At 73.1% G+C, this 12,510-nt stretch carries 9 protein-coding genes and 1 pseudogene; 3 read left to right on the top strand and 7 right to left on the bottom strand.

The genetic code is table 11. The features are described 5' to 3' along the window. Window position 1: 1 nt before the first annotated feature. The gene (gene pdhA / locus ACZ7N4_RS15750) at window positions 2-1,231 is read right to left on the bottom strand and encodes a pyruvate dehydrogenase (acetyl-transferring) E1 component subunit alpha (RefSeq protein ID WP_471358546.1); all 1,230 of its coding nucleotides are present in this window, start codon (window positions 1,229-1,231) and stop codon (window positions 2-4) included. 500 nt (window positions 1,232-1,731) lie between these two features. Between pdhA and ACZ7N4_RS15745 the strand changes: the two genes are divergently transcribed. Continuing rightward, window positions 1,732-2,775 carry a phosphotransferase gene (locus ACZ7N4_RS15745; protein ID WP_471358543.1) on the top strand — a complete coding sequence of 348 codons (1,044 nt, stop codon included), beginning with the start codon at window positions 1,732-1,734 and terminating at the stop codon, window positions 2,773-2,775. Between the two features lie 103 nt (window positions 2,776-2,878). Here ACZ7N4_RS15745 and ACZ7N4_RS15740 read toward each other — a convergent pair whose 3' ends face one another. Further along, window positions 2,879-4,528, bottom strand: coding sequence for a protein kinase domain-containing protein (locus ACZ7N4_RS15740; RefSeq protein WP_471358540.1), 1,650 nt, complete (start codon window positions 4,526-4,528; stop codon window positions 2,879-2,881). Window positions 4,529-4,871: 343 nt separating this feature from the next. On the opposite strand from ACZ7N4_RS15740, the gene ACZ7N4_RS15735 reads away from it, so the two are divergent. Continuing rightward, window positions 4,872-6,512 (top strand): protein kinase domain-containing protein, encoded by a 1,641-nt coding sequence (locus ACZ7N4_RS15735; RefSeq protein WP_471358536.1) that lies wholly within the window; start codon window positions 4,872-4,874, stop codon window positions 6,510-6,512. Between the two features lie 90 nt (window positions 6,513-6,602). Here ACZ7N4_RS15735 and ACZ7N4_RS15730 read toward each other — a convergent pair whose 3' ends face one another. Then, window positions 6,603-7,142: a bacterial proteasome activator family protein gene (locus ACZ7N4_RS15730; protein WP_471358533.1), complete on the bottom strand. Its 540-nt coding sequence runs from the start codon at window positions 7,140-7,142 to the stop codon at window positions 6,603-6,605. Window positions 7,143-7,316: 174 nt separating this feature from the next. Between ACZ7N4_RS15730 and ACZ7N4_RS15725 the strand changes: the two genes are divergently transcribed. Next, a complete protein-coding gene (locus ACZ7N4_RS15725) occupies window positions 7,317-8,075 on the top strand; it encodes a hypothetical protein (RefSeq protein WP_471358530.1) in 759 nt (252 codons plus the stop codon). A gap of 40 nt (window positions 8,076-8,115) precedes the next feature. On the opposite strand, the gene ACZ7N4_RS15720 is transcribed toward ACZ7N4_RS15725, so the two are convergent. From ACZ7N4_RS15720 to ACZ7N4_RS15705, 4 genes and pseudogenes are all read right to left on the bottom strand, one after another. After that, window positions 8,116-9,096, bottom strand: a complete 981-nt coding sequence (locus ACZ7N4_RS15720; protein ID WP_471358527.1) for an NAD(P)H-quinone oxidoreductase — start codon at window positions 9,094-9,096, stop codon at window positions 8,116-8,118. A 29-nt stretch (window positions 9,097-9,125) separates the two neighbouring features. Further along, a pseudogene (locus ACZ7N4_RS15715) lies at window positions 9,126-10,231 on the bottom strand (potassium channel family protein). Further along, window positions 10,219-11,604, bottom strand: coding sequence for a molybdopterin molybdotransferase MoeA (locus ACZ7N4_RS15710; protein ID WP_471358524.1), 1,386 nt, complete (start codon window positions 11,602-11,604; stop codon window positions 10,219-10,221). The pseudogene ACZ7N4_RS15715 and the gene ACZ7N4_RS15710 overlap by 13 nt, the downstream one beginning before the upstream one ends. Beyond that, entirely contained in the window at window positions 11,601-12,509 is a 909-nt protein-coding gene (locus ACZ7N4_RS15705; protein ID WP_471358521.1) for an NTP transferase domain-containing protein, read from the bottom strand. The genes ACZ7N4_RS15710 and ACZ7N4_RS15705 overlap by 4 nt, the downstream gene beginning before the upstream one ends. Window position 12,510 lies beyond the last annotated feature (1 nt).

Here is a 12,510-nt window from a genome sequence, read left to right as displayed (position 1 = left end):
CTCAGTGACCCCCTTCATCGGCGAACGACGCCTGGTAGGCGGCGAACTGGGCGCGCTCCTCGTCGACGAGCGCGTGTCCGTCCGCGTACACGTTCTCGAAGATGGCGAAGTGGTCCGGGTCGGGCATGGAGCGGACCGCTTCGCGCACTCGTTTGCCCAACGCTTCGGACTCGGCCTCCAGTTCCGCGAAGAATCCCTCGTCCGCGTGGTTTGAGGCCTCCAGGTACCGGCGAAGGCGCAGGATCGGGTCCTTCGCCTCCCAGGCCAGCCGCTCCTCGTCGCCCCGGTAGCGGGTGGGGTCGTCGGAGGTGGTGTGGGCGCCCATGCGGTAGGTGAACGCCTCGACGAGGGTCGGGCCCTCGCCGTTGCGGGCGCGTTCCAGCGCCTGCTTGGTGACCGCCAGGCAGGCGAGCACGTCGTTGCCGTCGACCCGGACGCCGGGGAAGCCGTAGCCCTGCGCGCGCTGGTAGAGCGGGACGCGGGTCTGGCGCTCGGTCGGCTCGGAGATCGCCCACTGGTTGTTCTGGCAGAAGAACACCACCGGGGCGTTGTAGACCGCGGCGAAGGTGAACGATTCGGCCACGTCGCCCTGGCTGGAGGCGCCGTCGCCGAAGTAGGCGATGACCGCCGAGTCCGCGCCGTCCTTGGCCACGCCCATCGCGTAGCCGGTGGCGTGCAGCGTCTGGGAGCCGATGACGATCGTGTACAGCTGGAAGTTGTTGCTGTTGGGGTCCCAGCCGCCGTTGTTCACGCCGCGGAACATGCCGAGCAGGTTGGCGGGGTCGACCCCGCGGCACCAGGCGACGCCGTGCTCGCGGTAGGTCGGGAAGACGTAGTCGTCCTCGCGGGTGGCCCGGCCGGAGCCGATCTGGGCGGCCTCCTGGCCGAGCAGGGAGGCCCACAGGCCCAGCTCGCCCTGGCGCTGCAGCGAGGTGGCCTCGGCGTCGAAGCGGCGGGTGAGCACCATGTCGCGGTACAGGCCGCGGAGTTCCTCGGGCGTGATACCGGCGACGTAGGCGTCGTACTCGGCGTTCTTGACCCGCTTGCCCTCCGGGGTCAGGAGCTGCACGAGTTCCGTTTCGGTGCTCTTCCTGGCGGTGCTGCGGGTGGTGCGCTGGGTGCCGGTGGCTCCGGTCCTGCCGGCGGTGGTGCCGGCCTTGCTGCCGGTGGTGCCGGCCTTGCCTGCGGCGGTGCGTCGCGGCTTGCGCGCGGCACTGCTCTCCACGGTCACGTGTGCTCCTCCGTCGTTCCGGCCCCCGGGGTTGCCGGTAGGCCAGTGCGGCTCACCTGTTCGACCACCGGGCACGGGGTGGGTGCCACTCGGCCGGGAACAGGCGTGACAGGTGCCCCGGCGAGCGCCCTGCAACCATCACGTTACCCAGTGCCTCACATTTCTGTGAAACCCCGTTTGACCTGCGATTTTGCTTGGATTTCCAAGTAAATCGAGGTGGTGTGAAAGCACGCTGGTCACAGCCTCGCGCCTGTCCGGAGCAACCGCACGTTATCCCGCGCACCCAGGTCACGGGAAGACTTTCATGTGAGACTGACCTCGCACACGAAGGCGGAAATTCCGGGTATTTCCTTTCGGCAGCCCGCTCGACAACCCGCATGGCCGCGGACACCGTCCACGGAAAAGCGGAAAAGCCCGTCGCGTGACCGAAAGCGACCGTCGGCGACTGCGTGTGACAACCCCCAGCTCACAGGGGCTGCGCTTGCCCTACCATCTGGCGCGTGCCGCGCTCATGTGTACCACCCCTGGTCCCCCACGCGCCCCCTCTGGGCGCCCTGCTCCGCCTGTACGCCGCCGGAACCGCCCTCACCTGTGAGCCGGTCGACCAGGGCCTCCTGAACCGCGGCTACCGGCTGTGCACCACCAGCGGCCGCTACTTCCTCAAGCACCACTTCGATCCGGACACCGCCGACCCGGCCGCCATCGAACGCCGGCACCGGGCCACCCAGCGCCTCGCCGACCTCGGCGTCCCGGTCCCGCTGCCCCTGGCGCACCGCGAGGGCCGCACGGTCGCCGTCATCGGCGGCCACGCCTACGCCCTGCACCCCTGGATCGACGGCAGGCACCGCCACGGCGGCCAGCTCACCCGCGGGGAGAGCGCACGCCTGGGCGCGCTCCTGGGCGCCGTGCACGCCTGCCTGGAGCGGGTGATGCCGCCCAAGGGGCGCACGCGCCCGGCGACGAGCCCGCACCCGGTGGAGAGCGCCGACCCGGCCGACACCTTCGCCCTCATCGACGACCTGCTCGCCCATGTACGCCGGCACCGGCCCGCCGACGCCTTCGACGAACTCGCCCGGCACCGGCTGCTGGAACGCCGCGCCCTCCTGGAACAGCACGCGGACCGGCGCCCGCCGCGCGGCGGCTCGGTGGGCTGGGTGCACGGCGACTTCCACCCGTTCAACCTGCTCTACCGGGACGACGCCCCCGCGGCCATCGTGGACTGGGACCGGCTCGGTGTGCAGCCGCGCGCGGAGGAGGCCGTACGCGCCGCCGTGATCTTCTTCGTCCGGCCCGGCGGAACGCTGGACCTGCCGAAAGTGCGTGCCTACGCGCGCGCGTACCGGCGTGCGGCCGGCGCCACGCCCTCGGAGCTGGCGGCGGCCGTGCACCGGGTGTGGTGGGAGCGGCTGAACGACTTCTGGATGCTGCGCTGGCACTACGAGCGCGGTGACACGCGCGCGGACTGCCAGTTCCCGGCCGCGTCGGCGCTCGCCGTGTGGTGGACGCGCGAGTACGACGCGGTGTGCGACGCGTTCGTGGAGTGAGCCGCGTTCGTGGAGTGAGCCGCGTGAGCGGCCGGCGTCACCTGGGGGCCGGACCGCCCGTGCCTGCTCAGGGTGACGCCGGTGCGGGCGCCGTGGGCGTCCTTCAACCGGTGGTGTCGCCGGCCGTGCCCTCGGTCGTGGTGCCCGCGTCCGTACCGCCGGCGTCCGTGCCCCCCGTGTCCGTGCCCCCGGTGTCCGTGCCCGCGGTCGCGCCCCCGGTGTCCGTGCCCGCGTCCGTGCCCCCGGTGTCGGTGCCGGCGTCGGTTCCGCCGGCCGTCGTGCCCGTGGGCTGCGACGGCGTGGTCTGCGGGGTCGACGGCTCGCTGCTCGGGGAGGAGGGGGCCGAGCGCGACGGCGTGGTCGCCGGCGGATAGCCGGATCCGGTGCCCGTACCCGAGCTGCCGTTCTCCGTGGAGGGGTCCGAGGGCTCGCCGGTGTCCTCGTCGGTCGGGGTCGCCGAGGGCGACTTCTCCTTCGTGTCCTTGGAGTGCGTCGACGTCGGCTTGGTGTCGGTGCCGTTGCCGCCGTTGCCGCCCGTGTTCTTCAGTGCCAGCGCGGCGCCCGCCGCGATCGCGATCACCGCGAGCACGGCGAGGATCCACAGCTTGCCGCGTCCGCTGCCCCTGTTGCCGTGCCCCTCGAAGCCGCCGTCGTCGCCGTTGCCGTAGCCCGCGGGCAGGATCGGCTGCGGGATCTGCGTGGTGCCGCCCCCGTCCACGGGGTGCGGCATGACGGTCGTCCCGGCGAAGCCGGCCGCCGGGGTGTGCCGGCCGTCGTGCGCCTGCACCGGGCCGGTGTTCCAGGTGCCGGTGTGGCCGCCCTGGTCGTACAGCATCTGCAGGCCGTACTGGACCAGGCCGCGCATCTCCTCCGCCGTCTGGAACCGGTCGTCGGGCTCCTTGGCGAGGGAGCGCATGACCAGGCCGTCCAGCTCCGGCGGGCAGGTCCCGTCGGCGACCTGCGACGGCGGCACCGGCATGTCCTGGACGTGCTGGTAGACCACCGACAGCGGGGTCTCGCCGGTGAAGGGGGGCCGCAGTGCGAGGAGTTCGTACAGCAGGCAGCCCGTCGCGTACAGGTCGGAGCGGTGGTCGACGGCCTTGCCGAGCGCCTGCTCCGGGGAGAGGTACTGCGGGGTGCCCATGACCATGCCGGTCTGCGTCATCGTTGTCGAGGCGCCGTGCAGGGCGCGGGCGATGCCGAAGTCCATCACCTTGACGGCGCCGCTGTCGGTGATGATGACGTTCGCCGGCTTGATGTCACGGTGGACGATGCCGTGCTGGTGCGAGTAGGCGAGCGCCTCCAGCACACCGGAGACGATGATCAGGGCCTGCTCGGGCCCCGGTGCCTCGGCGTTCATCAGCAGGTCGCGGATGGTGCGGCCCTCGACCAGCTCCATGACGATGTACGGCACGGACTGGCCGCCCACCACGTCCTCGCCGGAGTCGTACACGGCGACGATCGCGTGGTGGTTGAGGCCGGCGACGGACTGCGCCTCACGGGTGAAGCGGGCCTTGGAGACGGGGTCCTCGGCCAGGTCGGCGCGGAGCAGCTTGACAGCGACCGTACGGCCCAGACGGACGTCCTCGGCCGCGAACACCTCGGCCATGCCGCCCCGGCCCAGACGGTGCGTGAGCCGGTACCGGCCGTCGCCGACGAGCCCGCCGTTGCCCCACAGCTCCGGCGCGTCCGACATGCCGCCGCCAGTCGCCTCGGGGTCGGACGGGCCCTGAGAGCGCTGCGTCTGTGCCATCAGTCCTCGCCGTCGTTTCTGCCCGCGGTGCGCGCGGTGTTGTCACGGTCTCCGTCGGCCACGCTACAGCCTCCGCGGGCGCCACCGGTTCGGAACGGCAACCGGGACCGACCCGGGACGGACCGGTCATGAAACCCCTAGCACGCGCTGTCGTGCAAATTCTGTGTGCCGCTCGTACACCCCTCGTAACGCTTGCGCGACGCTTCTTGCGCGTACGGTCACGGAACGGGCACCGCGCTTGACGTGTCGGTGCCCTGGGGCAGACTTGGCCGGGAATGACACATTCGATCAAGGCCTGTTCGATGGACGACGACGCCGGACGGCCAGTGGGGGACGCGGAGAGATGAGCCAGGACGGCGCACACGGCCGGTATGCGGGGCAGGCGCTGGCCGGAGGCCGCTACCAGCTGCGCGACTTGCTGGGCGAGGGCGGTATGGCCTCGGTGCACCTCGCCTACGACGCCGTGCTGGACCGCCAGGTCGCGATCAAGACCCTCCACACCGAACTCGGCCGGGAACAGGCCTTCCGCGAGCGCTTCCGCCGCGAGGCGCAAGCCGTGGCCAAGCTCACGCACACCAACATCGTCTCCGTCTTCGACACCGGCGAGGACGACCTGAACGGCATGGCGACGCCGTTCATCGTCATGGAGTACGTCGAGGGCCGGCCGCTGGGCTCCGTACTGGAGGAGGACATCCGGCAGTACGGCGCGATGCCCGCCGACAAGGCGCTGAAGGTCACCGCCGACGTGCTCGCCGCCCTGGAGATCAGCCACGAGAAGGGGCTGGTCCACCGGGACATCAAGCCGGGCAACGTGATGGTGACCAAGCGCGGCGTGGTCAAGGTGATGGACTTCGGCATCGCCCGCGCCATGCAGTCCGGTGTCACCTCGATGACCCAGACCGGCATGGTCGTCGGCACCCCGCAGTACCTCTCGCCCGAGCAGGCCCTGGGCCGCGGTGTGGACGCCCGCTCCGACCTGTACTCGGTCGGCATCATGCTGTTCCAGCTCGTCACCGGACGGCTGCCGTTCGACGCGGACTCGCCGCTGGCGATCGCGTACGCGCACGTACAGGAGGAGCCGGTGGCGCCCTCCTCGGTCAACCGCGCGCTGCCGCCCGCCGTGGACGCGCTGATCGCCCGCGCGCTGAAGAAGAACCCGAACGAGCGCTTCCCGACCGCCGAGGCCATGCGCGACGAGTGCCTGCGGATCGCGGCCTCCCTCCAGGCGGCCCCGCCGAACATCGTGCCGGGCGCCGGTCCGACGCAGAGCGGCGCGGGCGTGAGCTCCGCGGTGTTCCCGCCGGTCGGCCAGGCGCCCCCGGCATCGCACGGGCAGGTCCGGACGCCGTACCAGCCGGCCACCACCCCGGTTCCGAACCCGTACGGCCACCCGGCGCCCGCCCCCTCCTACGGCTACCCGCAGCAGGGCGGCTACCAGACGCCCGCGGCGGGGTACGGCCCGCAGGCCGCCGTCCCGACCCCGCCGCCGTACACGATCGCGCCGCAGACCGCCGGGCAGCCGGCCGGCCGGCCCGGTGGCCGCAGGAAGCGGCCGGTGGTCGTCGCATCGGTCGGGATGGCGGTCATCGTGGTCGTCGGCGTGGTCGTCGCGCTGACGCTGAAGAACGCCGGCGAGGACATCAAGGGCAGCGGCGGATCGAGCGCCTCCGCGTCCGCGTCCCACCGCGCGGGATACCGCGAGCCGGACCGCACCCGGACGATCGACAAGTCCAAGTGCACCGACCCGCAGGAGTCGTGGAAGGACCCGGACAAGATCGAACTGCCCGACTTCCGCTACAAGGACATCAACTCCGTGAAACAGTGCCTGCAGGCCGCGGGCTGGAAGTGGGACCGCGACGACAGGAACGACAACACCTGGCCCGACGGTGCCGTCCTGCAGCAGTTCCCCGAACAGGGCACCGATGTCGACCCGGACAACGTCGAGATCGAGTTGAGCGTCTCCACGGGCAACCCCCCGCAGTGAGCGGTCCGGACCTGCGGTCCGGAGAACGGGTCGGGCCCGGCGGTCGTCCGCCGGGCCCTTCGTGTGCCGTGACCGGATCGGGTGGGCGGATTACAGGTACGGGCCGCCCGAACGGCCGCCCGCCTGATGGTCGTCGCCCTCGTGGCCGGACACGCCCGGCGGAAGGGCGCGGCGCATCTGCTCCAACTGGGCCCGCGCGGCCATCTGCTGGGCGAACAGCGTCGTCTGGATCCCGTGGAAGAGACCCTCCAGCCAGCCCACCAGCTGCGCCTGCGCGATCCGCAGTTCCGCGTCGCTCGGCGTGGCCTCGTCGGTGAACGGCAGGGAGAGCCGCTCCAGTTCCTCGACCAGCTCGGGGGCCAGGCCGTCTTCCAGCTCCTTCACCGAGCTGGCGTGAATCTCCTTCAGCCGCACCCGGCTGGCCTCGTCGAGAGGAGCCGCACGCACCTCCTCCAGCAGCTGCTTGATCATGCTGCCGATGCGCATGACCTTGGCCGGCTGTTCCACCTGTTCCGTCACCGGGGTCTCACGGGATTCCACGTCCCCGCCACCGCCGAGCGTCATCCCGTCCTGACCCACGACGAGGATCTGGGGGTTCTCCGGCGACCGTTCGTTCCTCGGCATCTCCATGCCGCCATTCTCTCGCACGCCACCACCTCATCACCGTGGTGCCCCCTCGTGGCGCTGATCCACCGTGTAGACCCGACGGCCCAATCCGGAATGCCTGCTTTGCCATGGGATGTGAGGCTTATTCCCGTTGGTTTTCCATCGGTCACGACACCTGGGCTCCGGGAGGTCACCGCCGTGACTCCACGCCTGCGACACAGACTCCGCTGCGTCCCGCTGCTGGTCGTCCTCACGACGGCGGCCCTGCCGGCGTACGGCACCGCCGTCGCGTACGGCGGCCCGCCCGCACGCGTCACGGAGCCGGGCCCACGCGTCACGGAGCCGGGCGCCGCCCGCCCGTCCGCCACGGGCCCGGCCCTCCGGGGCCGGCGGCCCGACGAGGGCACGGTCCGCGCGGAAGCGGCTCCGCGGGACACCGCTCCGAGCCGCGGACAGCCGGAGCAGAGCCGGCCGGGCCGGGACGGCCCGGGCCGGGCGCCTGCCACTGCGGCCGCCCCCGCGCACCAGGCCTCGCCGGCCGCCGTGCCGATGCCGTCCGACTCCGCCTCGGCGTCGGTCCGCCCCTACCGTCCGCTCGCCTCGGTCGAACCGTCCCGGGCGGGCAGCCGGGCCGGCGAGGGGCGGATGCGGCCGGGCCGGCCCGACGGGCCGGCGGTGGAGGTGGAGGGCGACGACGACCCGCCTCCCGCCACCCCCGTCGCCCGGCCGAACGAGCCGGAGGAACCGGAGACCGCCGAGATACCGGGCGCCTCCTCGCCCTCCGAGGAGGCCGGTCTCGACTCGGACGGGCGTTCGGCGGAACCCGCCGCCCGGCAGGCCGCCCCGCAGGGCGAGGCGGAACCGGTCCTGCGCATACTCCCGCTGGGCAGCGGCCTGGTCCTCATCGGTCTCGGCCTCGGCCTCGCCCTGCTGGGCCTGAGGCTGCGCCGGAGCTGACCGCCCGCACCACGGTCCGGCCGCTCCACCGGTCCCGCCGCTACGGCACGACCAGCAGCACCTTGCCGACGTGCCCGCTCTCCTCCACCAGCCGGTGTGCCTCGGCCGCCTGCGGCATCGGCAGCTCGCGGTCCACGACCGGACGGACGTGCCCGGCGGCCAGCAGGGGCCACACATGCTCGCGTACGGCGGCGACGATGGCCGCCTTCTCGTCCAGCGGACGGGCACGCAGCGAGGTCGCGCTGATCGCGGCCCGCTTGCCGAGCAGCGCGCCGATGTTCAGCTCGCCCTTCGTCCCGCCCTGCATGCCGATGATCGCGAGGCGTCCGTTGACGGCGAGGGCCTGGACGTTGCGGTCCAGGTACTTGGCGCCCATGTTGTCGAGGATGACGTCGGCACCCGCTCCGCCGGTGGCCTGCCTGATCTCTTCGACGAAGTCCTGCTCGCGGTAGTTGATCAGCACGTCGGCGCCCAGCTCGGCGCAGCGGTCGAGCTTCTCCTTCGTGCCGGCGGTCACCGCCACCTTGGCGCCGACGGCCTTGGCCAGCTGGATCGCCATGGTCCCGATGCCGCTGGAGCCGCCGTGGACCAGCAGCGTCTCGCCCGGGCGCAGGTGGGCGACCATGAACACGTTGGACCAGACGGTGGAGACCACCTCGGGCAGTGCCGCCGCCCGGGTGAGGTCGACGCCGTCGGGCACGGGCAGCAGCTGCCCGGCCGGTACGGCGACCTTCTCGGCGTAACCGCCGCCCGCGAGCAGCGCGCACACCGGGTCGCCCACGGCCCAGCCGGAGACCCCGGTGCCGAGCGCGGCGATCCGGCCGGAGCACTCCAGGCCGGGGTAGGGGGAGGCGCCGGGCGGCGGGGCGTAGAAACCCTGGCGCTGCAGGACGTCGGCGCGGTTCACGGCGCTGGCCACCACCTCGACCAGCACCTCGCCCTCGCCGGGCACCGGATCGGGGACCTCGTCCCACACCAGCGCCTCGGGACCACCAGGTTCGGGAATCGTGATCGCATGCATGTCCGTGACGCTACTCCCCGGGGGGCCGGTCACTCGTCCGGCAGGGGGCGGGTGTCCGGGGTGAGCTGGATTCCGGGGGTGGCGCGGACGATGGTGATGAGCCGGTCCGTCAGCTGGAGGGTGCCGACGGACGGATCGTCGTAGCCGAGCACCCGGTGACCGCGTATGACGCTCACCACCAGGTCGTCCGTCTCGCGCGGCTTCCTGCCCACCTCCGCACGGACCACCGGCCGTTCGACGAGGTCCAGCCCGCTGCCCTGCTGGATCAGGTCCTCCATCACCATGCCGGCGGCGGGGCTGAGCACGGAGAGGCCGAGCAGTCGGCCGGCCGCGCCCGAACTGGTGATGACGGCGTCGGCCCCGGACTGCTTGAGCAGCGGGACGTTCTCCTCCTCGCGCACCGCGGCCACGATCTTGGCGCCGCGGTTGAGCTGGCGGGCCGTCAGCGTGACGAGGACGGAGGTGTCGTCGCGCTGCGGGGCGACGATGATCTGCCGTGCCCGGTGCACCTCGGCCCGTTTGAGCACGTCACTGCGGGTGGCGTCGCCCATGACCCCGGCGTAGCCCTCCGCGTTCGCCGCATCGATCGCCTTCGAGCTGGGGTCGACCACGACCACCTGCTCCTTCTTCAACCCGGTCGCGCAGACGGTCTGGATGGCCGACCGGCCCTTCGTACCGAAACCGATGACGACGGTGTGATCGCGCAACGTGGACCTCCAGCGGTTCAGGCGCCACTCCTCACGCGTCCGTTCGGTGAGGACCTCCAGCGTGGTGCCGACCAGGATGATCAGGAACAGCACGCGCAGGGGCGTGATGACGAAGATGTTGGCGAGCCGGGCTCCGTCGCCGACCGGGGTGATGTCGCCGTAGCCGGTGGTGGAGAGGGTGACGGTCGCGTAGTAGAACGCGTCGAGCAGGTCGACGGAGCCGTCGGCGTTGTCGTGGTAGCCGTCGCGGTCCGCGTAGACGACCATCGCGGTGGCGACCAGCACCACCAGGGCCATGATCAGTCGCTTGAGGACCTGGCGGGTCGGGCGTTCCACCACTTTTCTCGGCAGGCCACCCGATGGGGCACCAGGTGTTCGCCCGCTTGGCGGGCTATGGCGTCATGGCCCGGAAGTTTCACGTGAAACACACTCCGATCCCGCCGGTCGCCCACGGCAGGTCCAGCAGCTCCGTCTCCTCGCCCTGCCGGGCCCCGCCCGGCGGTACGACGGCCAGCGCGTCGGCGGCGGCGACGCCCCGGAGCATGGCCGGGCCGTTGTAGTGCAGCGGCACGGCGTGGTCACCGCGCAGCACCACGGGGATGAGCCGGGTGTCGTGCGGATGCCCGTGCACCGCCTCGCGGAGCGGCAGCGTGTACGGCTCGGGGGCGGGGTGGGCGGCGAGGGTCCGCAACAGCGGTTCGGCGAGGGTGAGCAGCCCGGAGACGGCCGCGAGGGGGTTGCCCGGCAGACCGACGAGGTGCTGGTGGTCCGAGGTGCGGGCCAGCAGCATGGGGTGGCCGGGGCGGACCTTGACGCCGTCGACGAGGAGTTCGGCGCCGATGCGCTCCAGGACCGGGTGGACGTGGTCGACGGGTCCGGAGGCGGTACCGCCCGTGGTGACGATCAGGTCGGCGTCGGAGCGGGTGACCGCCTTGTGCAGCGCCCTGGCGTCGTCGCCGATCCGGCGTACGGCGAGGACGTCGGCGCCGAGCGCGCGCAGCCACGGCGGCAGCATGGGACCGAGGGCGTCCCTGATCAGCCCGTCGTGCGGCAGCCCCTCGGACAGCAACTCGTCGCCGAGTACGAGGACTTCGGCGCGGGGCCGGGGGACGACGGTGACCGTGTCGTAGCCGGCCGCCGCGGCGAGGCCCAGGACGGCGGGGGTGACCAGGGTGCCGACGGGCAGCAGCTGGTCACCGCTGCGGCACTCCTGGCCACGGGGGCGGATGTCCTGGCCGTGGAGCATCTCGCGGGTGGTGTGCAGGCGGCCCTGGGCGTCGATCCGGCCGTGCTCGGTGCGCAGGACGGCGGTGGTGTCGGCGGGGATGCGGGCGCCGGTGGCGATACGGACCGCCTCGCCGTCGGTGAGCGGCTCCGGCTGCGCGTGCCCTGCCAGCACGCCCTCCTCCCGTACCTGCCAGGGGCCGGGGCCGGCGACCGCCCAGCCGTCCATCGCGGAGGTGTCGAAGGAGGGCAGGTCGGTGAGCGCCTCGAGCGGGGCGGCCAGGGCCCGGCCCAGTGCGTCGGCGAGCGGTACGGAGGCGGGGGCGCGGCGGGCGCGGGAGCGGGCGGCGCGGGCGGCGGTCTCCCGGGCCTGGGCCCAGGGGGTGGCGCGGTGCCGCTCGGCGGGCCGTTCGGCGGACGTCTGGGGGGCAGGCGCGGACGCCCGGCCGGAACCGTCGCCCGCGCCGTCGTCCCGGGCCTCCCCGTGGGGTTCCCTCACCAGGGCCAGGGCCTCCTCGACGTCGAGGTCGTCGGTGTCCTCGGCGGGTGCCTCGGACCGGGTGCCGGGGGCGGTCATCCGGCGTCCGGGGCGCTCGGGCCCCCGCTGCTCGCATCCCTGCCCGCGGCGTTCTCTTCCTCCCAGCGCAGGGCCAGCGCGGTGGCCTTGCGGGCGGCCTCGGCGACGGCCTCCGGGCCGCCCTCGGCCCGCGCCGCGGCGTAGCCCACGAGGAACGTGGTCAGCGGGGCCGCCGGGCGGGCCACGCCGTGGGCGGCGTCACGGGCCAGGTCGAGCAGGACGCCGGTGTCGACGTCCAGGTCGATGCCCAGCTCGTCCTTGACTGCGGAGATCCATTCATCCAACACGTGCCCATGCTCCCTGATCCGTGCCCTGGCGTCGGCGATGTCGTCCCAGGTGTCGCAGTCGAAGGACGCGAGCGGGTCCGGGACGCGGGTGAGCGTGAGGGCGCCGGTGAGCCGGCGCAGGGGCAGCCCGGCGAGGCCGTCGTGCGCGGCGGCCAGGGCGGTCAGCTCGCGGCGCAGGGCGGCGGTGCGATAGGCGGCCACGAGGGGCTGGTCGCGGCCGTCGGTGTCGGTGAGCAGCGCGCCGTCGGCGCCGGTGTCCTGAACGGTGGTCAGCAGGCGCCGGAGGGTGGCCGCTCGGAGGAAGGGCAGATCGGCGGAGAGGACGACGGTGTGCGCGGCCGTGGTGAGCCGCAGTCCGGCCTCCAGCGCGGCGACCGGCCCGCCGCCCGGCGGCTCCTCGCGCGCCCAGCGCACCGGACGGGCGGTGGGCCGGGGCGCGGCCACGACGACGGTCGTCGCCGCGTCGGCGCAGGCCCCGAGCACCCGGTCGAGCAGGGCGCGCCCGCCGACCCTGAGGCCGGGCTTATCGGCCCCGCCGAGCCTCCGGGCGGCACCGCCGGCCAGCACGACGGCGTCGTACGGGGCGGGTGTTCCGGCGGCGGGCGCGGTGTCGGTCACC

The sequence above is a fragment of the Streptomyces sp. NPDC107654 genome, from assembly GCF_055639035.1.
The sequence above is the reverse complement of the archived record's forward strand: the minus strand, read 5'-3'. Positions and strand labels throughout refer to the sequence as shown.